Annotated in this window: 19 protein-coding genes; 12 read left to right on the forward strand and 7 right to left on the reverse strand. The window is 52.1% G+C overall.

The window, feature by feature from the left end:
* Nucleotides 1-8 precede the first annotated feature (8 nt).
* Nucleotides 9-2,546 (reverse strand): protein translocase subunit SecDF, encoded by a 2,538-nt coding sequence (locus CFLAV_RS22980; RefSeq protein WP_007417241.1) that lies wholly within the window; start codon nt 2,544-2,546, stop codon nt 9-11.
* Between the two features lie 13 nt (nt 2,547-2,559).
* Nucleotides 2,560-2,907 (reverse strand): preprotein translocase subunit YajC, encoded by a 348-nt coding sequence (gene yajC, locus CFLAV_RS22985; protein ID WP_007417242.1) that lies wholly within the window; start codon nt 2,905-2,907, stop codon nt 2,560-2,562.
* Between the two features lie 306 nt (nt 2,908-3,213).
* Here yajC and CFLAV_RS32910 point away from each other — a divergent pair, with 306 nt between their 5' ends.
* Nucleotides 3,214-5,523: an ATP-binding protein gene (locus tag CFLAV_RS32910; RefSeq protein ID WP_007417243.1), complete on the forward strand. Its 2,310-nt coding sequence runs from the start codon at nt 3,214-3,216 to the stop codon at nt 5,521-5,523.
* 51 nt (nt 5,524-5,574) lie between these two features.
* Here CFLAV_RS32910 and CFLAV_RS22995 read toward each other — a convergent pair whose 3' ends face one another.
* From CFLAV_RS22995 to CFLAV_RS23005, 3 genes are read right to left on the reverse strand one after another with little or no spacing between them, the layout of a single operon-like run.
* Nucleotides 5,575-7,305 (reverse strand): proline--tRNA ligase, encoded by a 1,731-nt coding sequence (locus CFLAV_RS22995; protein ID WP_007417244.1) that lies wholly within the window; start codon nt 7,303-7,305, stop codon nt 5,575-5,577.
* Between the two features lie 38 nt (nt 7,306-7,343).
* Nucleotides 7,344-7,703, reverse strand: a complete 360-nt coding sequence (locus tag CFLAV_RS23000) for a four helix bundle protein (RefSeq protein WP_007417245.1) — start codon at nt 7,701-7,703, stop codon at nt 7,344-7,346.
* 53 nt (nt 7,704-7,756) lie between these two features.
* Nucleotides 7,757-8,512 (reverse strand): fumarylacetoacetate hydrolase family protein, encoded by a 756-nt coding sequence (locus CFLAV_RS23005; RefSeq protein WP_007417246.1) that lies wholly within the window; start codon nt 8,510-8,512, stop codon nt 7,757-7,759.
* Nucleotides 8,513-8,854: 342 nt separating this feature from the next.
* On the opposite strand from CFLAV_RS23005, the gene CFLAV_RS32915 reads away from it, so the two are divergent.
* Nucleotides 8,855-10,258 (forward strand): S8 family serine peptidase, encoded by a 1,404-nt coding sequence (locus tag CFLAV_RS32915; protein ID WP_050785921.1) that lies wholly within the window; start codon nt 8,855-8,857, stop codon nt 10,256-10,258.
* Nucleotides 10,259-10,510: 252 nt separating this feature from the next.
* Here CFLAV_RS32915 and CFLAV_RS23015 read toward each other — a convergent pair whose 3' ends face one another.
* The gene (locus CFLAV_RS23015) at nt 10,511-11,650 is read right to left on the reverse strand and encodes a hypothetical protein (RefSeq protein ID WP_083808748.1); all 1,140 of its coding nucleotides are present in this window, start codon (nt 11,648-11,650) and stop codon (nt 10,511-10,513) included.
* 158 nt (nt 11,651-11,808) lie between these two features.
* Between CFLAV_RS23015 and CFLAV_RS23020 the strand changes: the two genes are divergently transcribed.
* From CFLAV_RS23020 to cobA, 4 genes are read left to right on the forward strand one after another with little or no spacing between them, the layout of a single operon-like run.
* Nucleotides 11,809-12,636, forward strand: coding sequence for a cytochrome C assembly family protein (locus CFLAV_RS23020; RefSeq protein ID WP_040549840.1), 828 nt, complete (start codon nt 11,809-11,811; stop codon nt 12,634-12,636).
* A 5-nt stretch (nt 12,637-12,641) separates the two neighbouring features.
* The gene (hemA, locus tag CFLAV_RS23025; RefSeq protein WP_007417249.1) at nt 12,642-13,700 is read left to right on the forward strand and encodes a glutamyl-tRNA reductase; all 1,059 of its coding nucleotides are present in this window, start codon (nt 12,642-12,644) and stop codon (nt 13,698-13,700) included.
* A gap of 14 nt (nt 13,701-13,714) precedes the next feature.
* The gene (locus CFLAV_RS23030) at nt 13,715-14,713 is read left to right on the forward strand and encodes a hydroxymethylbilane synthase (protein WP_007417250.1); all 999 of its coding nucleotides are present in this window, start codon (nt 13,715-13,717) and stop codon (nt 14,711-14,713) included.
* A 16-nt stretch (nt 14,714-14,729) separates the two neighbouring features.
* Nucleotides 14,730-16,271 (forward strand): uroporphyrinogen-III C-methyltransferase, encoded by a 1,542-nt coding sequence (gene cobA / locus CFLAV_RS23035; RefSeq protein WP_007417251.1) that lies wholly within the window; start codon nt 14,730-14,732, stop codon nt 16,269-16,271.
* Nucleotides 16,272-16,276: 5 nt separating this feature from the next.
* On the opposite strand, the gene CFLAV_RS23040 is transcribed toward cobA, so the two are convergent.
* Nucleotides 16,277-16,834: a hypothetical protein gene (locus tag CFLAV_RS23040; protein ID WP_007417252.1), complete on the reverse strand. Its 558-nt coding sequence runs from the start codon at nt 16,832-16,834 to the stop codon at nt 16,277-16,279.
* A gap of 362 nt (nt 16,835-17,196) precedes the next feature.
* Here CFLAV_RS23040 and CFLAV_RS23045 point away from each other — a divergent pair, with 362 nt between their 5' ends.
* From CFLAV_RS23045 to CFLAV_RS23070, 6 genes are all read left to right on the forward strand, one after another.
* Nucleotides 17,197-18,810, forward strand: coding sequence for a BatD family protein (locus CFLAV_RS23045; protein WP_425500544.1), 1,614 nt, complete (start codon nt 17,197-17,199; stop codon nt 18,808-18,810).
* Between the two features lie 29 nt (nt 18,811-18,839).
* Nucleotides 18,840-19,649, forward strand: coding sequence for a tetratricopeptide repeat protein (locus CFLAV_RS32920; protein WP_050785922.1), 810 nt, complete (start codon nt 18,840-18,842; stop codon nt 19,647-19,649).
* A 71-nt stretch (nt 19,650-19,720) separates the two neighbouring features.
* Nucleotides 19,721-20,380, forward strand: coding sequence for a 3-keto-disaccharide hydrolase (locus tag CFLAV_RS23055; protein ID WP_007417256.1), 660 nt, complete (start codon nt 19,721-19,723; stop codon nt 20,378-20,380).
* A 91-nt stretch (nt 20,381-20,471) separates the two neighbouring features.
* Nucleotides 20,472-21,467, forward strand: coding sequence for a DUF6807 domain-containing protein (locus tag CFLAV_RS23060; RefSeq protein WP_007417257.1), 996 nt, complete (start codon nt 20,472-20,474; stop codon nt 21,465-21,467).
* A gap of 47 nt (nt 21,468-21,514) precedes the next feature.
* Nucleotides 21,515-23,008, forward strand: coding sequence for a Gfo/Idh/MocA family protein (locus CFLAV_RS23065; protein ID WP_007417258.1), 1,494 nt, complete (start codon nt 21,515-21,517; stop codon nt 23,006-23,008).
* A gap of 16 nt (nt 23,009-23,024) precedes the next feature.
* A complete protein-coding gene (locus tag CFLAV_RS23070) occupies nt 23,025-23,762 on the forward strand; it encodes a hypothetical protein (RefSeq protein ID WP_007417259.1) in 738 nt (245 codons plus the stop codon).
* Nucleotides 23,763-23,801 lie beyond the last annotated feature (39 nt).

Here is a 23,801-nt window from a genome sequence, read left to right on the forward strand (position 1 = left end):
AGGTTCTCTTAAGTCCGGGATGTGGCAGCGTTCTGCACAGTTACCTGGCTGCTGGTCTGGGGACGAGCACCCTTGTGCCACTTCAAGACGAGATAGCTGGCAATGTAGATACTCGAGTAGGTTCCCGTGATAATACCCACCAGGAACGTAAAGGCGAAGTCATTGATCGCACCTCCGCCGAACAGGTAGAGCGAGAGAGTTGCCAGAAACACTGTGCCGGAAGTGATGATGGTTCGGCTCAAAGTTTGATTCAGGGCCTGGTTAATCAGATCCTTAAAGCTGCCACGAACGCCCAACTTCAGATCTTCGCGAATACGATCGAAGATCACGATGGTATCGTTGATGGAGAAGCCAATGATAGTTAGCACGGCAGCTACCATGGTGGCATTAAATTGCCGGCCAAAGAGACAGTAAATGCCTATGGTCATCAGCACATCATGAATGACGGCTGCGACAGCGCCGACAGCGAATGAGAACTCATACCGGAAGGCGACGTAAACGAGAATGCCCAACAACGACAGCAAACTGGCCACAATCGCTGTTTGCTGGATTTCCTTGCCGATGATGGGGCCGACTTTTTCAGCTCCCTTTGATACGAACTGGGCCGCTGGAAAATCCTTCTGCAGAACCTGCAGAATCTTATCCGAGGTTCCATAAGGCGACTTGATGGACAGCGTTTCTACAGAAGAACTGATATCTTTTTGATACTGAATGATTGCTTCCTTCTCACCTGCATCCCTGGCAACGGCTTCCCGAATCTTGTCGGCATCCACCTTTTGACTAAAGCCGACCATCAGATTATCGCCACCGGCAAAATCGACGCCGAACAAGTCGTGCTTAACCGTGCCGCGATAAACACCAAATCCCAATCCAACAACGATCAACAGCCAGGTGCAGATAAAGGCCGGGGTCGCAACCTTCATGAAATCGATCTTCGTGACTCGAATGATATGAAGCATCGGAAGTGACTTCACGATTTCTCTGGAGATGAGGAAGTCGAAAATAATTCTGGTTACCACCAGCGCGGTGAACAAACTTGCAGCCACACCGATCGTTAGGGTGACACCGAAACCTTTGATTGGACCACTGCCCATGAAAATCAGGATGATTGAGGAAATCAGGGTGGTAACGTGTGAGTCGAAAATCGTTCCGAAGGCACGGTCATAGCCCGCAGACAAAGCGCCACGCAATGACTTACCCTTGGCAGATTCTTCACGGATACGTTCGAAGATAAGGACGTTGGCATCCACCGCCATACCGATGGTGAGCACGATACCCGCAATGCCAGGCAAGGTCAGGGTGGTGCCAATCGAGGCCATTACGCCAATGAGAATAATGATGTTGGAAATGAGCGCGACATCAGCAATGGCACCCGCGAACATGTAATAGATCACCATGAAGCCAGCGACGGCGATCGTCCCGATAATGGCCGCCTTTACACCGCTTTTAACTGTGTCTTTACCCAACGTAGGATCGACACTGCTTTCAGACAAAATGTGAACCGGAACTTGCAGAGGATTTTCCAAAACATTGGCGATTTCCTGTGCTCGCTTATCTGTGTAAGTGCCAGTGATCTGGCCATGGCCACCAGGAATCTCACCGTGGATCACCGGTGCGGTTTGTAATTCACCATCCAAAACCACGGCCAGCTGACGCCCAACGTTTTCGCGCGTCACGGTGGCAAAGATATCAGCACCATCAGAGGTAAGGGTGAAATCAATTTCAGGCTGGCCAACATTGTTACGTCCGACCATCGCTCCGCTAATGTATTTACCAGTGAGTTCAGGTTTCTTTTTCACCAAATAGGATCTGGTCTGAACTTTGCCATTGGCATCCTCATCTCTTTCAGTAAGGACCTCATATCCTGGCTCGGTTAAACCTTGTCGGATGAATTCGTCACTGTGTTCGTGAACCAACCGAAATTCGAGATAGGCCGGCTTGCTGAGCTGCCGGCGAGCATCTTCCTTGTCGGACTCAGAAAGACCAGGCAGTTGGATCAGGATGCGATCCTCACCTTCCGGTTGGATGACCGGCTCGGACACGCCAAATTTATCCACGCGCTTGCGCAGAACCTCGACCGCCTGGGAGAGCATGCCAGCTTTCTGGGTATCCAAGGCAGCGTTGTTCGTGGCTGCCGCATTGGTTCCAGACAATGTCTTGCTGTAATCCACCCCGACGAGGAATGAAGTGCCGCCTTGCAGGTCCAAACCAAGTCTGATTTTTCCAGCAGCATCGCGCTGCAGGCGATTCAGCACGGCGCGATTGGGATTAGCCTCGGCCTTTACATCGTACATTGGGAAATAACGAGCGATGTCGTTGGTGCCAATGGCGTCAATCAGATTGGCATAGGCGCGTTCGGGATTGGCCTGCTGAAGTTTCTGCAGGTGCGTTACGATGTTGGTAAATTCTGCATCACGCCTTTGAGCCACCGCCTTGGTTTCAAACTCAGTCGCAAGGTTGCGCGAGGTAGGCGGGTACATTTCATAAAATGCCCAGGCAATTACTAGAATGACGACGATGAACTTCCCTAGATTATTTCGATTCATGATGGCTAAACGCTTACGATTCTGTAGAATTTTTAGAGCGATCGACTGCCGAGACGGCTGATTTGAGAACCTCAATCTTGGTGTCCGTCGACCGGATTACGAGGGTATTTTCCTTGACAGTGACCACCACTCCAACGATTCCACCGCTGGTCGTGACCTGGTCATTTTGTTTAACGGATTTCAGCATGGTCGCGTGCTCCTTGGCACGTTTCGATTGGGGCCGGATCATGGCGAAATAGAACATGGCGCCCATGATCACAAACAACCCAATCGTCTGGACCATTTGTCCCGTCGGATTCGGTTGCGTCGCCGCCGGCGTGTCCGCCGCCCCTAACATGACCATAATGCTGTTGATATACATAACTTCTAATAAAGTGAGCCGTTAAATCTAAGGATGCGAACGTTTTTGGCAAGCGTTATAAGCGGCTTATTATATCCACGATGCTAATTTCCACCTCAAAACACAAGGAATCAAGCAATCTGCCTCATAAAACCATAAGAATTCGCCCTCAACTTGGATTGATAACGACCGGGAAGGTTCAAAACAAAAGCGCTTTATTTTCCATTTAGCTGCATAATATAGAAAGTCTTTGCACCGTCGCCAGATAAATAGCTTTGCCTCAATGGCCTCGACCCGCTAGCCTGCCCCCTGACTGATAGATATGGCATGAAGCGACTCTCGAGCCTTAGAGTGCGTCTGGTAGGCATCGTTTTCCTGGCCGTAGCACCGGCTCTGGTGCTACTGCTGTGCACTGGTCTTTCCTCGATAGGTTTTATCGTCGGTCTGCTCGCTCTTGCTGCTGCCTGGGTCGGAGGTGAATTATTTATCCTTCGCCAGATTAAGGCTCTTCGCGAAGCGATTAAGTCCCTGGCTTCAGGCAAACTAAACACACGCAGCGGGCTGGCAACAGAACCCACCGAACTGGGAGAACTGGCCCGCAACTTCAACCTGCTGGCGGAAAATCTGGAACAACAAACCGTTGACCGGGAGCGTAATGAAAAGTCTTTGCTAAGTCGCGCCCACCAACAAACCGTCGTTGCGGCCCTCGGACAATTCGCCATCGTAGCCTCGGACCTGACCTCCCTGCTGAACCAGATTGTCCTCCTCATCAGCCAGACCTTGGAGATTGAATTTTGCAGCATTTTGGAATTGCGTCCGGAGAGCAATACCTTCCTTTTGCGGGCGGGTGGTGGTTGGAAGGAGGGTTATGTCAACGTAACGACCGAGGACACCGGTCACGCCTCCCAATCCGGGTTCACGTTAATTTCCGGTGAACCAGTTGTGGTCCGCAATTTGAGCAGCGAAACGCGGTTCTACGCCCACCAACATCTGCTGGACCATGGGGTTGTCAGCGGTGTAACCGTGGCGATTCAAGGCCATAGCAAGCCTTTCGGTGTTCTGGGAGTACATACCAGTTACGAACGTGTTTTTGACGAGGATGAAGTGCATTTCCTTCTCTCGGTTGCAAACCTGCTCGGAATGGCCATTGAGCGGCAGAGGACTGAACCCGAGATTCAAAAACTGGCAGCTTTCGCCAAGCACAATCCCAACCCGGTGCTCGAGTTTTCCTCCGAGGGTATGCTGACCTTTCATAACAAGGCAGCTGAGAAGATCTCCAAGCTTCTTGGTCAAGAGCATCCTGAAACAATTCTGCCACCCAACGTGGCTGGCATTGTTCAAACCTGCCTGGCAACTGGCCAAGCCCGGCTCCAACTTGAAACCCGTCCAGCCAACCGTGTGCTATCCTGGTCATTCTATCCCATCATGCCCAGCCAGGTTGTCCATTGTTATGTAGAGGACATTACTGACCGGTTAACTCTTGAGGAACAATTCCGTCAGGCACAGAAGATGGAATCGGTGGGCCAACTTGCCGCGGGAGTAGCCCATGACTTCAATAATATTTTGACCATTATCCAGGGGCATTCCGGGTTGCTCATGTCGCGCGCAAACCTTGCGCCAGCGATGATTACCTCCATTCAAGCCATTTCCTTCGCTTCGGAACGAGCCACCAGCTTGACGCGGCAATTGCTCATGTTTAGTCGTAAGGAGGTCATCCAACCCAAGCAGTTGGATTTGAAGAGCGTGGTCGATAACATGAGTAAGATGCTGCAACGTTTGCTCGGTGAAACGATCGCTTTTAAATGCACTTCATCCCCCAACCTGCCGACCGTGCTGGGAGACACAGGGATGATGGAACAGATTTTGATGAATCTGGCAGTGAATGCCCGCGATGCCATGACCAAAGGCGGCACGTTGAGTGTCAGCACTGGTCCAATCTCCGTTTCCCTGGATTACGTGAAGGTACATCCTGATGCCCGGACAGGGTTATTCGTTTGCCTGCAGGTTCAAGACACCGGTTGCGGCATGGATGCCCCCACGATGAAAAGAATTTTTGAACCGTTCTTTACAACGAAGGAAGCGGGCAAAGGAACCGGGTTGGGTCTGGCGACAGTTTACGGGATTGTGAAGCAACACTCAGGCTGGATTGAGGTTAACAGCCATCTCGGCAAGGGCACTACATTTAAGATATTTTTTCCGGCCACCCAAAAAGTGGTCGAAACTCCTGCCGCAACCACGGTCGTCACCGATGGTGAATTAAGAGGCGGTTATGAGACAATCCTCGTGGTGGAAGATGAGCCAGTGCTGCGCGACCTGGCCCAATTGATTCTCCAGGATTGTGGCTATAAAGTCATCGAGGCATCCTCCGGAGTTGAAGCGCTCACCATCTGGCAACAGCACCAGGGCAACATCGATCTCTTGCTCACGGACATGATCATGCCGGATGGCTTATCGGGCAAAGACCTCGCGAAATCCCTCCTATTACACAAACCTCAGCTCAAGGTGATCTTTTCCAGTGGCTACAGCGTCGATGATATCGGCATCGAACCCAACCTGAAGGAAGGTCCGCGCTTTCTCCAAAAACCCTACAGCCGCACTACGCTAGCCAAAGCCGTCCGCGAAAGCCTCGACTCCTGACCCAGAAAGTACCGCACTGATTGAAGTGGGCACCTGTTCATAAATCAGCGCTTATCCCTTGATGGTTTCCAGAATTTTGGCCACCGCCTCCTCGGTTTTAACCGGTGTCAGCACGCCACCCCGAAGCTTCAGTTCGACTTCTCCCTTGGCAAGGGATTTTTCGCCGATGCCCAAGCGTATGGGAAAGCCAACCAGTTCAGAATCCTTGAATTTTACTCCCGGCCGCTCATCCCGGTCATCCAGAATGACATCAATACCTTGGGCAACAAGCTCGCTGTAAATCTTTTCAGCAAGAACCATCGTAGCACTCCCAGCTGCCACACCCAAAGGGGTAATACATACGGTATACGGGGCCACACTAACGGGCCAGATGATGCCATCCTTGTCATTGGATTGCTCAATGATGGCTTGCAGCGTACGGGTGACGCCTATGCCGTAACAACCCATCACCGCGGGTTTTTGCTTGCCGTCTTCATCCAGGAACAAGGCCCCCAGCTTCTCGCTATACTTGGTGCCGAGTTTAAACACATGGCCAACCTCGATGGCGCGCTGAATCTTCAGTGGTTTGCCACAGGACGAGCACGCCTCGGATACCTGCACGGAACGCAAATCCACCCAATGATTCACCTTGATATCACGTTCTACGGAAACATTTCGGTAATGGAATCCATCTTCATTCGCGCCAGTCGTCATCTCAGCAGCGTCGCGCAGTTGAGTATCCGCATAAACCGGAGCCTTCGTGAAATTCACCGCCCCCAAACTCCCCGGATGTGCTCCCATTGCCGCAAAAATTTCGTCGGCTGTGGCTGGGCGGAAATTGCCGGAACCAACCGCCGCAACCAATTTCGCTTCATTCAACTGATCGTCGCCGCGCATCAACAAAATCACCAGCTTGCTATCCACCATGTAAACCAGCGTCTTGATCTGGCGATGAGCAGGAACACTGTGCGGTGCCTTGGTCAGCGCTTCGATCGTGACCACCCCTGGTGTCGCAAACTTTTCCAGCGCATGCGGGGCGCTGTCAGGAGGAGAGAGCTTGTGAGTGTGAGTGGCCAGGCTTGGCCCCCCGCTTACGGCTTTTTCAATATTGGCTGAATAATTGCAAGCCTCGCAATAGACGACTTCATTTTCCCCGGTTTCAGCCGGCACCATGAATTCGTGTGAAAACTTGCCGCCCATGACACCGGTGTCAGCCTCAACCGCAACAGCTTTCAGGCCGCAACGTTGAAAAATCCGCGTATATGCATCATACATCTTCTGATAACTGATCTGCGCCAACTCATCAGTCACATCAAAGCTGTAGGCGTCCTTCATGATGAATTCCTTCGCCCGCATCAGGCCGAAGCGAGGACGGATTTCATCGCGAAACTTGGTTTGGATCTGGTAGAAATTTTTGGGTAGTTGGCGATAGGAACTGATTTCGCCAGCCACGAGAGTGGTGATCACTTCCTCGTGTGTTGGCCCGAGAATCCATTCCTTCTTGGCGCGGTCGCGCACCTTGAAAAACACTTCGCTGGCCGTGACATAGCGCCCGCTCTTTTCCCAAATCTCGGGCGGTTGCATCGCGGGCATAAGCAGTTCGAGGGCGCCAGCGCGATTCATCTCTTCGCGGACAATCTGCTCCACCTTGCGTAATGCGCGCAATCCCAGCGGCATGAAGGTATAGAGACCGCCGCTCAACTTGCGGACCAGTCCGGCTCGGAGCAGCAATTTGTGCGACGTAATTTCCGCTTCCGCGGGTGTTTCTTTTAAAGTTGGGATGAGCGTTTGAGTCCAGCGCATATTACAAATTTCAAGTTTCGAATTTCGAATGACAAATCCTAGGGTCTGCCTTTATCACCGCCTCGGGCGGTCTTCTTTGAACTTACCATGATTGCAACCAATTGTTGGGCTTCATTTTCCAATCGCCTCAGTTCTGGAATTGCTTTCTGACTGAGCTCAATCAACATCTCCAGCCAAAGCAGTGACTCATCAGCCTCTTCTTCAACAGTAGAAAGTTTGCTGATAAAATCCGCTTTGGATTTGCCTCGACACGCCGCCCGGTAATTTGCAGCAACCGAAGTGGCTGAGCGCATCAACTGGCGGGTTATGATCTGAAACTCCGGCGACTTCGGAAACTGAGCACAAAGCCTGATAACATCAAGAGCGAATTTTTTTGTTCGATCTTTCAGATCGTTCATGGCTTGAAATTACGCCCTTCTAAATTTGCAATTCGAAACTCGAAATTCGAAATTTACTTGACTGTATTAACGAGAGGCGCAAGTCCTTGAATGCGCACTTCCAGGCGGTCGCCTGATTCAATCGGCCCCACCCCGCTCGGAGTTCCGGTGAGAATAATATCGCCGGGCAGCAGTGTGATGTTCGTCGAAATGAAGCTGACGAGTTGGAAACAGTTAAAAATGAGCTGGCTCGTGTTCGAGTTTTGCCGCAACTGCCCGTTCTGGAAAAGCTGTATCGTCAAATCATGCGGGTCGATCTTGGTTTCCACATAAGGTCCAAGCGGGGTGAAGGTGTCGAAGGACTTGGCCCGAGCCCATTGGCTTTCCGCGTTCTGAATTGTGCGATCGCTGACATCCTGCGCGGACGTGTAGCCAAAAATGTAGCGTGCTGCAGCCGCTGGAGTGACGTTCCGGACGCGGCGACCAATAACGATGGCCATTTCGGCTTCGAAATCGGTGCGATGATTGGGGAAAGGAATTTCAATTTTGGAACCGTCGGGGATCAATGAAGTCGTGGCTTTAAACCAAATCAGCGGTTCCTTTGGCAGCGGCTTCCCGGTTTCACGGGCGTGGTCGGCATAATTGAGACCGACAGCAATGATTTTGGAAGGAACTACCGGGATCAAAGTCCTCAGCCCCTTAAAGGGAGTGGGCTTTTTATCAAAGGAAGGAGAACCGAATACATCACCGCGCAAACGGTAAAGTTCGCCATCCACAACTTTGGCGTAAAAAATATCTTCGCCTTTTTGAAACCGGCCGATAGCTGCCATAATTAGAGACAGTAATAACAAAGTGACAGCTGTATTCGCAAGCCGAAATTCCACAACCCAACTGACTTAGCGGGAATATGGCAAAGCCGGAACACCTGAAAAGCCGCCCTCCATCGCCCCGCCCATCAAGGAGAATCCGATTTAATTGGCACTTGAAATGACAGGCGATTTTAATCGTATAAGCCCATAAAGGATAGCTAGTTACAAATATTGTGCATCACCTCGAATAACTGGTGGAAAGTAAGTTCGTGGCTGTCTAAATCCTGAAACTAATGTAGAATCTGGTTTGTTGTAACAATTTGATCGATTCAAGGTCATATGCTGAGTAACTTTATGGCGGGTATGAGAATAAATTTTCCGAGCTGGCTGATGTTGGTGTTCACCAGCATAACTCTTTTGATCGGACCTTCATTGAGCGCGGCGTCCCACGAGACTCTTGTCTGGAACCAGAAGGAAAACAAAGTCGATGCCGATATCACTTCATGGGATTTGTCTCAGCTCTTGCAAAACGTAGCCAACGCCACCGGCTGGAAAGTTTACCTGGAACCGGATGTTACGAGGACTGTGTCTGCCAAGTTCGAGAAACTTCCTGCTGGGGAAGCACTTCGCGCCATGCTCGGAAACCTGAATTTTGTTGTCATGCCAGCTTCCAACGGAGTTTCGCGGCTGTACGTGTTTCGCACCTCGCAACAATCTGCCACTCGGCTCATCCGTGCCGTGGCTAAAAAAGCGCCTGCCAAGCCCATCCCCAACGAATTTGTTGTGATGCTCAAGCCTGGAAGCAAAACGAAAATCGAAGATCTTGCCAAAGCCTTAGGCGCAAAAATTGTTGGCCGAATGGATGGGCAGAATGCCTATCGGCTTCAATTTGATAGCGCAGCCTCTGCCGATGCGGCGCGCTTGCAACTGGCCGATAATCAGGATGTGGAAGGAATCGACTCCAATTTTTACGTGCAACGTCCGCCGGATGTGAACATGAGTGTGTCCACCCTGGCAAATGATCCAGACCTCCAATTGCAACCAAGGACAAACAGCCCGGGCGATTGTCAGTTAATGATTGCGGCCATCGACACTCCCAATCAATCCCTTGGAAAAAACCTGGACCAATTTATAAATCCCACGATTCATGTAGCCGGGGATGTTTCGGTTGATCCGAATACCGTCACGCACAGCACCGCAATGATCTCTACGATGTTAGGTAACCTCAGCAAAATCGATAAGGGAGGCACGTCGGTAAGGATCCAGCCAGTGGATGTTTATGGAAATTCAGAACAAGCCACCACATACGATGTCGCCAAGGGAATCGTTAGTGCAGCAAACAGCGGAGCCAACCTCATCAATCTAAGCCTCGGAAGTTCCGGCGATAGCATCCTGCTTCACAAGGTCATTACCCAAGTTTCCAATCAAGGCATACCCATTTTTGCAGCGGCGGGCAATGAACCGGTCACGACTCCCACCTACCCTGCCGCCTACCCGGAGGTTGTGGCAGTTACTGCGAGTGACAGTTCCGGAAAACTTGCTGATTATGCCAATCGCGGCAGTTTTGTGGATATGATTGCCCCCGGAGACAGCGTTGTCAGGTACAATGGACAATCCTACATGGTGGAAGGCACCTCATCGGCAACTGCCTATGCGACCAGCATGGCGGCCGCGCTGGCAGACCGCTCACATGCCTGTGCGGATCAGGCCCTCTCCCTGCTAAAGAGTTCTGCCAGCGGCACTGCCTCCATCAGCACCAGCAAATAACCGCGCCGAAAGCCACTCCTTTATTCCGCCTGGGCAATGCTGATGCCTGTGCCAACAGCAATCACCTCGATCGCAACACCCTGTTGCCTCAAGGATAAATGACACCGGGGATTGGACCGGATTTGGGTATTCGTTGCCTCACATTAAATGACACCGACGTGTTTATTGTTTTTCCCTCCGTCAGGAGGGTCCTTTTGCCCCTGCTGCTGCAGCAGCAGGGGCAAAAAAATTTCTCATTCTTCCATCCCGTCCTCATTTTAAGATCGGTCTGAGTTGTTTATCCGTTTGCCTGGCCAGTTCAAAGGGATCGACGGCGTAATACCAGTCGCGCAACCGTTGCGCCTGTTTCCTACCCAGTTGTCCGCTGCTCACCAGCCGCTGGTAGGCCGTCTGCGGACGGTCGTGACGGCGAACCCAGCGGCTGCCTTCCCGATGCTTGGCCACCAGCTTGGCTGAGGGCAGAAAAAAGTTCTGCAATGGCCCCCAGGTTTCCTTGTAAAGCTGGTTGATCAAGGGCACCGCTGCCGGAGATTCCAACCGGGCATAGCCCAGAACCTGCCGCGGCCACATCCAGTTCTTCTGCTCCACATGCGCATTGTCATCTTTATGATAAGGGCGTGAGCGGGTGAGTTTTACGGGCACCACGCGCTCCTGCAGGTAACGCACCAGATGCCAGTTCAGCCATTCGCTCCCATTGTCAAAATCCATCCCCAGCAAAGGAAATGGCAGGTTTTTTTCCACGTCCCGGGTTTGCTCCAACACCCCTTGGGCACCCTTGTTCCACACGGCCCGACCTTCCGTCCACCCACTCCCCAAACACGTGTAGGTCAGGCTCCAAATGAAATCACCCGCCAGGCTGGAACCGCAATGCGCCACGCTGTCCGCCTCCAAAAATCCCGGACGTTGCTCATCCCACACTTCCCCCTGAATGGGAATCTGGGTCCGCAACAGCGTGCCGGGCCGGGTGCCACATAACCGGCGAGGGACTTCCGCTTTGAGCGGCGCCAGCAGCCGGTCCAGGGTCGCGGCACTGACCTTTCCCAAGAGCTTCTTCTGTGCTGGCAAAAGACTGCCGTAGTGCTTGCCATAATGCGGCAACCACAGGGCCAGCGCCGGTTCCAGCCGCTTGCCACAAAGCTGTTCACTGGCTTTCCAGATCCGCTCGACCACCTCACGCACCGGCTCATAGACCGGTTCGGCCCCGGGGCGCACTCCGCCCTTGGGCTTGGGCAATTGATCCCCCAACAACTTGATCGCATGCTTGCGATCATAGCCATGATGTTCACAAAACTCATCGAGCATCCGCGTTTTTCCTTCCCGCCCTCGACCGGCATACCGCCTCCGCAAACGTTCCAACTCTTCCGTCCGACAACTGCTCTTTGGCATCTTCATTCTCCAAGTTTGTCGGTGTCATTTTCCCGTGAGGCAACGTATTCCTTCAGTCCGGCTTCCCAACCTCTCTCCGGTGTCATTAATTATGAGTCAACTCGACACTTTCCCATCCACGAATTGCGGCTTGCAGCCGCGCCACCCTGCATTAATCTACCCTCGTGGCAGCTTGGTTCACCGATAGGCACTTTTTTCTGCTCGCCGTGGTTTTATACGGTTTGAGCATGATGTATTCGGTTTTCCTGTGGCGAAAAGGTTTTCGCGAGGACAACCGGGTGAACTATTTTTTATTGCTCGCAGCCTTTGCGTTCCATACCACCGCGATGGCGAAACGCGGTTTTTCCTTCCAGCGTTGTCCCGTGGGCAATCTCTACGAGGCCACCATCTTCATAGCCTGGACGATTGTCGCCACCTACCTGTTGGTCGGAACCTGGTCGCGACTGCGATTCCTTGGGGCATTCGCCTCCCCGATCCTGTTCGGATTGGGAGTCTTTGCCCTGATGCCGCCTTTGGACCCACTGCACGGCGACAAGCCGCTCTTTATAAACGGCTGGATCAGCTTGCATGCCGCTCTAATCCTCCTCTCCTTTGGGGCCTTCGGTTTGGGTTCAGTGGCCGCGTTGATGTATTTAACTCAGGAACACGATTTGAAGTTTCATAAGCTGCGAGCCATTCTCTCGCTGATCCCACCCATACAGCGATTGGAACGCGTGGCTGGGGGACTCGTAATGAGCGGCTTTTGCCTGCTTACCGCCGGATTATCCATCTATCCGTTTCTGGTTCACGAGAATCACGGAGTGGATCTTAGGAGCGATCCCGTCATTTTGCTTTGGTCCATTTTTATCTGGGTGGTTTACTTCAGTTTACTCGTGATGCGCTGGCGCGGACAGGGAGGACGTCGCTTTGCCTGGGGTGCATTGGGAAGTTTCGTATTCATCATGTTAACGTTTTGGGGAGTAATGCTCCTCTCCTCCTCGCATCACTCCTAAAGCGCATGTCAATCGTTGTAATCGGTTTAAGCCATCATTCCGCGCCGGTAACCGTGCGCGAACGGTTCGCTTTTACCGAAGCCCGCATTCCCGCCACCTTGCAATTGCTGCGCGATTCCAACCTGGTGAGTGAGGCGGTCATCCTATCCACCTGTAATCGCGTCGAATTATATGCGGTCACCCCAATGGAACCCCGCAATGCGTTTCAGGCGTTGAAGGACTTCCTAACGAACTGTCACGACTACAAAGATCCTCTAACCGACGAGTTATACACGCTGGGTGAACCGCATAGCGTGGAACATCTCTTCAAGGTTGCCTGTGGGTTGGATTCCATGGTGCTTGGTGAAACCGAAATTCTGGGACAACTCAAAAGGGCGTACGATCTCGCGCTGCAACACCGGCACTCGGGCAGCCGGTTGAACAAGGCTTTTCAGAAGGCGTTCAACGTGGCGAAGCATATTCGCACCGAAACGAACATTCAACGCGGCAGCGTTTCAGTCGGGTCAGTTGCAGTGGAACTCGCTGAAAAGATTTTCACCAAACTCAGCGATCGTCATGTCATGGTCATCGGTGCTGGCGATACCAGCGAGAAGACAGCCCGCGCCCTGCTGAGCCGGGGCGCCCAAAGCATCATGGTTTCCAATCGCTCCTATGATCGAGCCGTTGAATTGGCAAACCAACTTGGCGGTCGGGCGATCAACTTTGATCATTGGGCCACCGAGTTCGCCAACATCGACATCGTCATCAGCAGCACATCCGCGCCACACTATATTTTGGATCGTGTAAAGTTGGAACCGCTGATGAAAATGCGCAAAAATCGGCCGTTGCTGCTGATCGACATTGCCGTTCCGCGTGACATCGAACCCGAGGTAAACTTTCTCGAGAACGTGTATCTTTACAACATTGATGATCTCCAGGCCATAGCCGAGGATTATTTGAAGCAGCGCAAGGACGAGATTGCACGTTGTGAACACATTATCCGTGAGCGGGCGAAACAGTTATTGAGCGCAGGTCGGCCGGACACAATACCTTCTTCAATATCTCGTCCGGCGTTTGGGTCTTGAACGCCCTTCGAATTATGTCTTCTGAAAATAATAAACCGATTTTTATCGCCACGCGCGGCAGTGCACTTGCCCTCGCACAAGCCAATGCCGTGTTGAGTCAATGTCGCAGTGCGTTTCCGAAGCTCGACATTGAGTTAAAAATCATCAAGACCACGGGCGACAAGTTGCAGAAGGCTTCGCTCGCAAAGGAAGGCGAGAGCCTGCCGAAAGGGCTTTTCACAAAGGAGCTGGAAGTGGCCTTGCTGAATGGTGATGCGGACATCGCTGTACATAGTTTGAAGGATTTGCCAACTGAACTGCCGACTGGATTAATTTTGGGGGCGGTGAGCAAACGGGCCGATGTCAGGGATGTATTGGTTTATCGCGATGCTGAGTATCTTCGCTCTCAACCTGGAAAATCGAACCGGCGCGGATTTACGCCCAAACTTGCCATCAAGGATTTTCCTCCGGGCGCGACCGTGGCGACGAGCAGCACGCGACGCAAAGCGCAATTGTTAGCGCAGCGTGGAGATTTGAATGTGGTTGAGATTCGGGGAAATGTGGCGACGCGACTGGAGAAACTTGCCAATCAACCGGAGTTGGATGCCACAGTGCTGGCGGCTGCTGGCTTGGAGCGACTCAATTTTAAAATAACGGCCGAAGGGAAATTGGCTGGTGAAGGTATTCCGGAGGGTTTACTGGCGACAATTCTGGATTTCGATGTGATGCTTCCCTGTGTGGGACAGGCGGCGCTGGGAATGGAGATTCGCGAGAACGATGCGCGCATCCAGGAAATTTGCGACCGCTTGAACCATCCGGAAACGCATGCGTGCGTTCTGGCGGAACGTTCATTTTTATCGGGAATGGGCGGTGGCTGTCAGAGTCCAGTTGCGGCTTACGCAGAAATCGCCGGCGACCAGTTGCAGATGCGTGCGGCCTCTTTTCGGGAAACCTCCGCTCGTCGTGCGGTAGGCGGGAAATCGATCAACGAAGCAGTTGCACTCGGACAGGAACTTGCGGCAAAGCTAAAATAATAAGATATAATTTGGGATGAAATCAAAAGGGACAGTTTATCTGGTAGGGGCAGGTCCGGGAGATGTCGGTTTGCTCACCATGCGCGGCGCAGAGTTGATCGGGCGCGCGGACGTACTGGTGTATGACGCCTTGGTAAATAAGGATTTGCTGCGCATGGCACCCAAAAGCGCGGAAGTGATTTATGCCGGCAAGCGTGCGAAAAACCACGCCATTCCTCAGGAGGAGTTGAACGCGTTGCTCGTCGCCAAAGCCAAGGAAGGCAAAACCGTCGTGCGCCTCAAGGGCGGCGATCCCTATGTTTTCGGACGGGGCGGTGAGGAGGCGGAAGAATTGGCCGCGGCGAAGATTCCATTTGAAGTTGTGCCGGGCATCTCCTCCACTGTTGCAGCCCCGAACTACGCCGGGATTCCGGTGACACATCGAGACCATTGTTCCAGCTACACTGTCATCACCGGTCATGAAGATCCGACGAAGGAAGAGTCGAACATTGATTGGGCTCAGGTGGCGAAAGCACCCGGCACCAAGGTTGTACTGATGGGCGTGGAACGCATCGGCGAGATTACCAAACAACTGGTTGCCAATGGCATGCCTGCCACCACACCCATCGCCATGGTGCGCTGGGGCACCACCGGCCAGCAAAAGTCAATTGAAGGAACATTGGCCAACATTGCCGATGTGGTTGCAAGAAATCAATTCACCGCGCCGGCGGTCACCGTAATTGGCGATGTGGTAAAACTGAGAAAGAAACTGAACTGGTACGAAAACCGCCCACTTTTCGGACAGCGCATCGTGGTAACCCGCACCCGCGATCAGGCCAGCCAACTGTCACAGCAGCTCAAGGATTTAAGTGCAGAGGTGCTGGAGATTCCGACCATTAAGATTGTTCCAACCGATCACAAAGCCGAGCTTGCAGATGCACTGCTGGAACTGAACGCGTACGACTGGATTGTATTTACGAGTCCTAATGGGGTGACCATGTTCTTTGAAAGCTTTTTCAAAGCTTTTGAGGATATGCGCGACTTTGGCGGCATGCGTATCGCAGCAGTGGGGCCGGCGACAGCAGCGAAGCTGAAGGAACTTCATTTAAAGGTGGAGTTGATGCCGGAGGAGTATGTCACCGCCAAAATTGCGAGGGCATTTCAGGATTTTGAAAGCATCGAGAATTTGAAGATTCTATTGATGCGTGCTGAGGCGGCCAATCCGGAATTGCCCAAGGAACTGGAAGGCATGGGGGCGATTGTGGATGACATTGCCTGCTATAAGACGGTTCCTGAAACCGAGGATGCGAATGGAGCAGCGGCTAAATTGCTGGAAAGTGGGGCTGATTGGATCACTTTTACGAGCAGCTCAACAGTGGAAAACTTTCATACCCGATTTGACCTGCCTGCATTATTGCAAAAATACCCGCAAATAAAGTTGGCATCCATCGGACCTGAAACCAGCAAGGCTTTGGAGATCCTGGGACTTACTCCCACTGTGGAAGCCAAGCCGCATACCATTGATGGACTGGTAAAGGCTCTGGAGAAGCATCAGGCTGCCAAACGCAAGGAAGCGTGATGAGCTCAAGAAGTGAACAGGTGTTGTAACAACACTTCGGATTCCAAGCCTTGAATCTCCCGAAGCAACATAACTTCGGGATCGGCGGGCGGACGCGTGGAAACTTTCTGACAACGGTCTACGAAGGCGAGACTGTCCCATTTGCCATCGACGACCAGCTCCGTTTTCAGAGTCGAAGCACCTTTTGAGTCAAGCAACGCTCCGATGCGATGGGCAAGATTCGGAAAGAAGTCAGGTTCACCAACCCGTCGGAACCAATATCTGGCATTTCCATAATCAGGTTCGCGGCGATGCACGATCCCGTGAATGAAACTGCCATCGGCATCTTCAATCCCCTGCGCAATGCCATGCGCGGCATCCAGGCGGTCATGCCAAAGCAAAACCACAGCCCTAATCAAATCGCTTTTAAGGCTATCCAGTTCTGACTGGGACAGTATCTCAGCCAGACTTTTCTCAAGTTCCTGGTGTGGCAGCACATTCTTGCGCGGTCCAGGCCCCAGCTCTGGTATCCCACTGTTGGCGAGTAACGTCATGATCTGCTCCAAACCCTTTTCCTTTACCATGACCAGAAGTTACGATGCTTCACCTGCCCGTTCAACCAGTTTGGCCGAACATTTTTTGACTTTACCTGTCCATAAACCGTGGAATTGAGTGCCAGTAACCCGTCCTGAAACCTGGTCGGGCCTAAGTGGATGCTTGCGAAGATCTGTTCGGGCAGGCAAAACTCTAGAAATACGAAGCGCATGCAGACATCGTTAAGCCAATCAAAAATGCAAAGACCTGGTGCTTTCCGCTTTTATCGGAGATACCGGCGTGGGTCATTTTTGCATTTCTCTGCCTCCTTCCCATACTGGCCGAGGCCGCAAATTTTACCGCCTCATTGGATCGGGAGACAATCACACTTGGCGAAAGCGTTACCTTGACGTTGACCTGCGAAGATGGCAATCCTGCGACACCTCCCAGTCCACCACCCTTGCCGAACAGCCGCGTTTCCGGCCAAGGTACCTCGACGCAGTTTTCGCTAACGAACGGCAAATCCAGCAGTTCCACCGCTTATACTTTCTTAATTACCCCTACTCAGGCCGGTGAAATTATAATTCCTGCAATTCCAGTTCAAATCGATGGACAGACTTTAAGCAGCGAACCATTGAAATTGACCGTTATGAAAGCGGGCACTTCGTCAGCCAACACGAATGCAGCGACCGCCAGGATTGGATTTGTGAAATTGGTGGTCCCCAAATCACAGGTCTATCTTGGTGAAATGCTCCCGTTGGAAATTCAAGTCTATTTGCAGCAGCAGGCTCGTTTTACCGAAATGCCGCACTTTAAGGAGGAGGGCTTCACGTTGGGCAAGATGCAGCAACCGACACAAGCACCGACTGTTTTCAATAACCGGCGTTACGAGGTAATCACTTTCAAGAATTTTGTGGTTCCTGCCAAGGCGGGTAAAATCGATATCGGCCCTGCATCCGTGATTCTCAATGTGCCGCGCCCAGACTCGAGACGAACCATTTTCGGTGAGTTCGTGGATTGGGAGCCTGCCACCCTTGAAAGCGACCCTCAGATGTTGGAGGTTCTCCCCTTGCCCAAGGAAAATGTGCCACCGGGTTTCAGCGGTGCGGTGGGAAACTATTCCATGGCTGTAAATGTCAGCCCCACCAATGTGGCCACTGGCGATCCAATAACTGTCAAGGCGCAGATTTCGGGACGAGGCTCGCTGGATTCCCTGACGCTGCCGCAGCAGGCGGATTGGAATCAATTCAAGGTGTATCCACCCACGAGCGATGTTCAGTTCGCGGACCAACTCGGTATGAGTGGAATTAAAACCTTCGCACTTACTGTGGTGCCCGAGAGCATGGCCATCAAGGAATTGCCGCCGTTTTCATTCAGCTATTTTGATCCCGACCAAAAACAATATCGCACGCTTACACAACCGGCAGTGCCTCTGACAGTTCGCCCGAGTGCCGCCTCACTGCCACCGCCAAACCTCGCCAACACAGGAACAGAGAGTAATCAACCACCAGCCAAAGATATCCTGCACATCAAGCCGCGCCTGGGTGTGCTCAGCCAAATTCAACCGCCATTGATTCAACGATCATGGTTTATAGGACTTCAAGGTGTCCCTGTGCTGGCCTGGATTTCACTCCTTGTTGTTAGAAAGCAAAAGGAAAAGCTGGCCAACAATCCGCGTCTGCGACGCCAGCGGCAGGTGGAAAAGATAGTCAACATAGGCTTGGGAGAGTTACGTCAGTCCGCTCAGGCAAACGAGGCCGAAGCTTTTTACGCCACGGTGTTTCGTCTGTTGCAGGAGCAGATTGGCGAACGTCTGGACGTTCCCGCCTCAGCGATTACCGAATCGGTCGTGGAAGAACGTCTGCGTCCCAGGAATGTGCCGGAGGAAACGTTAATTTCGGTGCACGATTTATTTCAAGCCTGCAACCAGGCCCGTTATTCCCGGCATAGTTCGAATGAGCAATTGATTTCGCTGATTCCCACAGTCGAAACAACTTTGAATCAGCTCAGGAACATTCCTGCATGAGAACCTTGTTTAACCATCAAAGATCTGCAATGAATGTAAAAACAACCTTCCGATCTTTCCAATATGCGGTGCTGTTGCTGAGCCTGGGGTTGGTGTTTCTTTTCTCCAGCAACTCATCTCAGGCTGCCGATACATCTTCCGCTGATTTCGAGCAGGCGAACAAGTGTTACGAACAGGGAAAATATGGAGAAGCAGTCTCACACTATGACAAACTGCTGCAGCGCGGCGAGGCTTCGGAAGCCATTTATTTCAACCTTGGCAATGCCTACTTCAAGCTCAACCAGTTCGGACATGCCATTGCTTCCTATCGTCAGGCCGAACAACTTGCGCCTCGCGATCCCGAACTTCGCGCCAATCTCCAATTCGCCCGCGCCCAGGCCCGCGGTGGTTCGCCTCAATCCGGCGAACGGCGACATCTGTTCCTCAATTATTTGACGCTGAATGAATGGACCTGGCTCACCGTAATCGCCCTCTGGTTTTTGTTCCTGTTGCTTGCCTGGATGCAATGGCGGCCGGACATCCGGCCCAAACTTCGCAACCCGGCGCTCGTTTCGGGTCTGGCTTTTGTTTTGCTTGGAATCTGTCTGGCCGTGGCCTTCAATGAAGATTACCTCACCAAAACAGCCATCGTAATTACCGGTGAAGCAGACGTGCATAACGGCCCGCTGGATGAATCTCAGGCGGCCTACAAGGTAAGGGATGGCGCGGAACTAATAGTTTTGGATCAAAAGGATGGCTGGTATCAGGTCAGTGACCAGTCACAACGTGTTGGCTGGCTCCGACAGGATCAAGTTCTGATTTTCAGTCCACGAGCCCAGCAAAAGTCAAAGGTTGTTTAATTAGCTCTTTGCGGCATCCATTCAGTTCCGCTTGTAAAAATTCGTTTCGCAGTGTTCAGTTCAAGACACTTATGCGTACTCGATTCTTCTTTTATGTGCGTTCCCTCGCTTTCCTTACTCTATCCACTCTTCTGCTCATGGCCTTCGGTTGCCAGACCTGCCAAGCGCAAAGTGCGGAGCTCAAGCCAATATTTGACGGTCGCACCTTTAACGGCTGGACCAATCGTGGGCAGGCTAACTTCGCCATCGAGGACGGCGTGATCATCGGCAAAACCGGCAAAGGTGGACATGGCTGGCTGTGCACGACCAAAACCCATGGTGATTTCATTCTGGAATTGGAAGTGAACATCAAGACAGGCAATTCCGGCGTGCAAATTCGCAGTCACATTGATGACAAGGATAAGATGGTTGGCTACCAGATCGAAGTGGATCCTTCAGCGCGTGCCTGGTCCGGAGGGTTGTACGAACAAGGGCGGCGAGGCTGGCTTCAGAATTTGAAGGATAACGAGCCCGCACGGAAGGCCTTCAAAGTCGGCGAATGGAACAAGTATCGGATTGTTTGCCAGGGTGATTCCATCAAATCATGGGTCAACAATGTTCCCTGCACGGATTACCATGATTCCATCGACAAGACCGGGCTCATCGCCTTGCAGGTGCATGCGGGCAAAAATATTGAAGTTCGCTTTCGGAACATTCGCCTGCAGGAACTGGATAACCCGGCCCAGAAGTGATTTGAGTTGGGGACACGGAATCCGCAGTTCGCCCAGGGCAGCTCAATAAAGATTATTGACCTGCTTTATTTCCAACCGATAAGGTTTTCAAATGTTCTCCTGCATTTTAAGTCCTGCGCGGGCGATGGTCGGTATTCTTGGGCTTGCGCTTGGTCTGGTCTGTCCAGCTGTTGCGGAGGATGCCGGAGTACAAATCAAGGAGGATGGCAACGTTCTGCACGTCTCGATCAACGGCGAACCGTTTACGGATTACCATTTCAAGGATGTTCCCCGTCCTTATTACTATCCCCTGCTCGGCCCCGGTGAAGTCCCCATGACCCGGAACTTCCCGATGCAACAGGACTCCACGAACGAAGAGCACGATCATCCCCATCACCGTTCCCTTTGGTATGCGCACGGCGCTGTAAACGGCAATGACTTCTGGAGCGAGCAAAAAAACTTTGGAACGATAGTTCACACCAAATTCGATGAGATCAAATCCGGCAAGGACGTGGGCGTAATCAAGTCCGAGAACAAATGGGTGGATCATGACGGCAAGGTGGTTTGCACCGATGAACGCGTAATGCGCATCTATAACGAACCGAAAGCGAGATTATTCGATTTCGACATTACCATCCATGCTTCCAACGGAGAGGTCACGTTCGGCGACACCAAAGAAGGCTCCATGGCTTTGCGCCTTGCTGAAACGATGCGTTTGAAGCAGCCCAAAGGCAAACCAGGCCAGGGCCACATCGTAAACAGCGAAGGTGTGCGGGATGATCAGACCTGGGGCAAGAGCGCCAACTGGGTGGACTATTACGGTCCGGTGGATGGCAAGACTTTGGGGATAGCCATTTTCGACCACCCAGAGAATCCCCGTCACCCGACCACGTGGCATGTGCGGGACTACGGATTGTTCGCCGCAAATCCATTTGGCCTTCATGATTTTGAGAAAAAGCCTGAAGGGATCGGCAATTTAGTGATTCCAGCGGGCAAAAGTGTAACCTTCCGCTACCGGTTTTACGTCCACGAAGGAAACGAACGACAGGCCAAGGTCGCAGAAAAATACGAGGCCTATGCACAGTCATCCATTCACAAGTCTAAATAAACCCATGACTTCAGACGTCTCTCTTTAGGACCACAAACTTAACATTTATGAAAGAAATGGATCGTCGCAGTTTTATCAAGGCCTCCGCCATCTTTGCTTCATCGCTCGGAATGCTGCCTGCCTTGACCGGTTGCCAAAGCACCAAAAGTAACAGCGCAAGTCGGCCGCTGCCCGTCACCGCCCGGGTTAGAGGTGCCAATGAAGATATCCGGATTGCCGTCGTTGGCTTCAACGGTCGTGGTCAGGAACATCTTGCGGGCTTTAGCAAGGTACCCGGAGTTCGCCTCGTGGCTCTATGCGACGTCGATTCAAATGTGCTTGGTAAAGAAGTGCAAAAACGCAAAGACAAAGGCGAGAGTGTTGTCGGATATACAGACATCCGCAAGCTGCTGGAAAATCCAGACATTGATGCCATCAGCATTGCCACACCGAATCATTGGCATTCGCTGGCCGCCATTTGGGGCATCCAGGCTGGCAAGGACGTTTACGTGGAGAAACCCGTTTCGCACAACGTCTGGGAAGGTCGCCAGGTTGTAAAGGCTGCACGCCATTACAACCAGATCGTTCAGACAGGAACACAGTGCCGCTCCAGCTCAGGCCTGAAGGAAGGCATTGAATGGGTGCAGGCTGGCAATCTTGGAAAAATGCTGGTGGCACGCGGCCTCTGTTACAAACGCCGCGGCAGCATCGGCAAGACAACCGGAGACCAGCCGCTTCCCAAGGGCATCGATTATGATCTCTGGACGGGGCCAGCGGCGATGGAACCTCTGCATCGCAAACGTCTGCACTATGACTGGCACTGGGTTTGGAACACTGGCAATGGCGACCTGGGAAACCAGGGCATTCACCAGATGGACATCGCCCGCTGGGCGCTGGGCCAGAATGAACTTTCACCGCACATACTCACCGTTGGCGGCCGCCTCGGTTATGAAGATGATGGGCAGACACCCAATACATTGATCGTTTACCATGATTACAAGCCAGTGCCGCTGATTTTTGAAGTTCGCGGGCTGCCGAGCAAAGCGGGCACAGAACAGATGGATGAGTATCGAAAAGCCCGCATCGGGGTTGTTCTACATTGTGAGAACGGTTATCTCGTGATGCCCAGCTATACGAAGGCAATCGCTTACGACAAGAACGACCAAAAAATCAAGGAGTTCGATGGCAGTGAGAGTCACTTTGCAAATTTCATCAAGGCGGTGCGCAGCCGGAAGTCGTCCGACCTAAATGCCGATATTTTGGAAGGCCATCTTTCCAGTGCGCTGTGTCATACCGGAAACATTTCGTACAGGATGGGCAAGCAGATGCAACCGGAAGCGATCAAGGAAGCAGTTGAGGACAACAAGGAAATGTGCGAAACGCTGAATCGCATGCAGGAACATTTGAAAGTGAATGCGGTGGATTTGACGAAGACTCCCGCAACGCTTGGGGCATTTTTAAAGTTCGATCCGAAGAAGGAGCAATTTGTTGGAAATCGCGCCGCAAATAAATATCTCAAACGCGAATATCGCAAACCCTTTGTTGTGCCCGAAAACGTTTAGCAACGCGCATCCCAAAATGAAATCATTACTAACAGTCGGGCTCACTACAATCGGACTCTTCTTTGCCGGTGGATTGTTCCAGGCGCATGCTGCGGATGCGGCAAATGAAATTCCCAAAGGTTATAAGCTGCAATACCAACAGGACTTCTCGAAGAAGGATGCGCTCAAGGATTTTGTCATGGCAGATCCAAATGCATGGCAGATCACGCAGGTGAATGGTGACTCGTGCCTGGAGTTGGTGAAACAGAGCAAATACCAACCGGAAGTGCGATCCCCTGTCAACCTGGCGGTGATTGGGGATCGGGCGTTTGGAGATTTCATTTTGGAGGTGAACCTGCTTTCAACCTCGCGTGAATATCCTCACCGGGATATGTGCATTTCCTTTGGAATGAAAAGCCCGAAGGAATTCTATTACACGCACATGGCGACGGCGGCCGATCCGCACGCCCATAATATTTTCATCGTGAACAACAAGGAACGCCAGAATATCGCGACTGAGACCACGAAGGGAGTCAACTGGGGCACCACGAATGATTGGCACAAAATTCGTATCGAACGAAAGGTCGCAGATGGCACCATCAAGGTTTACTACGACGATCTGACCAAGCCGGTGCAGGTCGCAGAAGACAAGGCATTCGCTTTCGGCTATATCGGCTTTGGGTCATTTGATGACACTGGCAAGATTAATAATATCAAAGTCTATGCTCCGAAGATGGAGAAGAAGAAGACAGAATTTTATAAACGCTCGGAGTAGTTATTGTTTTCGTTTGCCAAAGCAAAAGCCGCACTTTTC

The sequence above is a fragment of the Pedosphaera parvula Ellin514 genome, from assembly GCF_000172555.1.
In the GTDB taxonomy this organism is placed as follows: domain Bacteria; phylum Verrucomicrobiota; class Verrucomicrobiia; order Limisphaerales; family Pedosphaeraceae; genus Pedosphaera.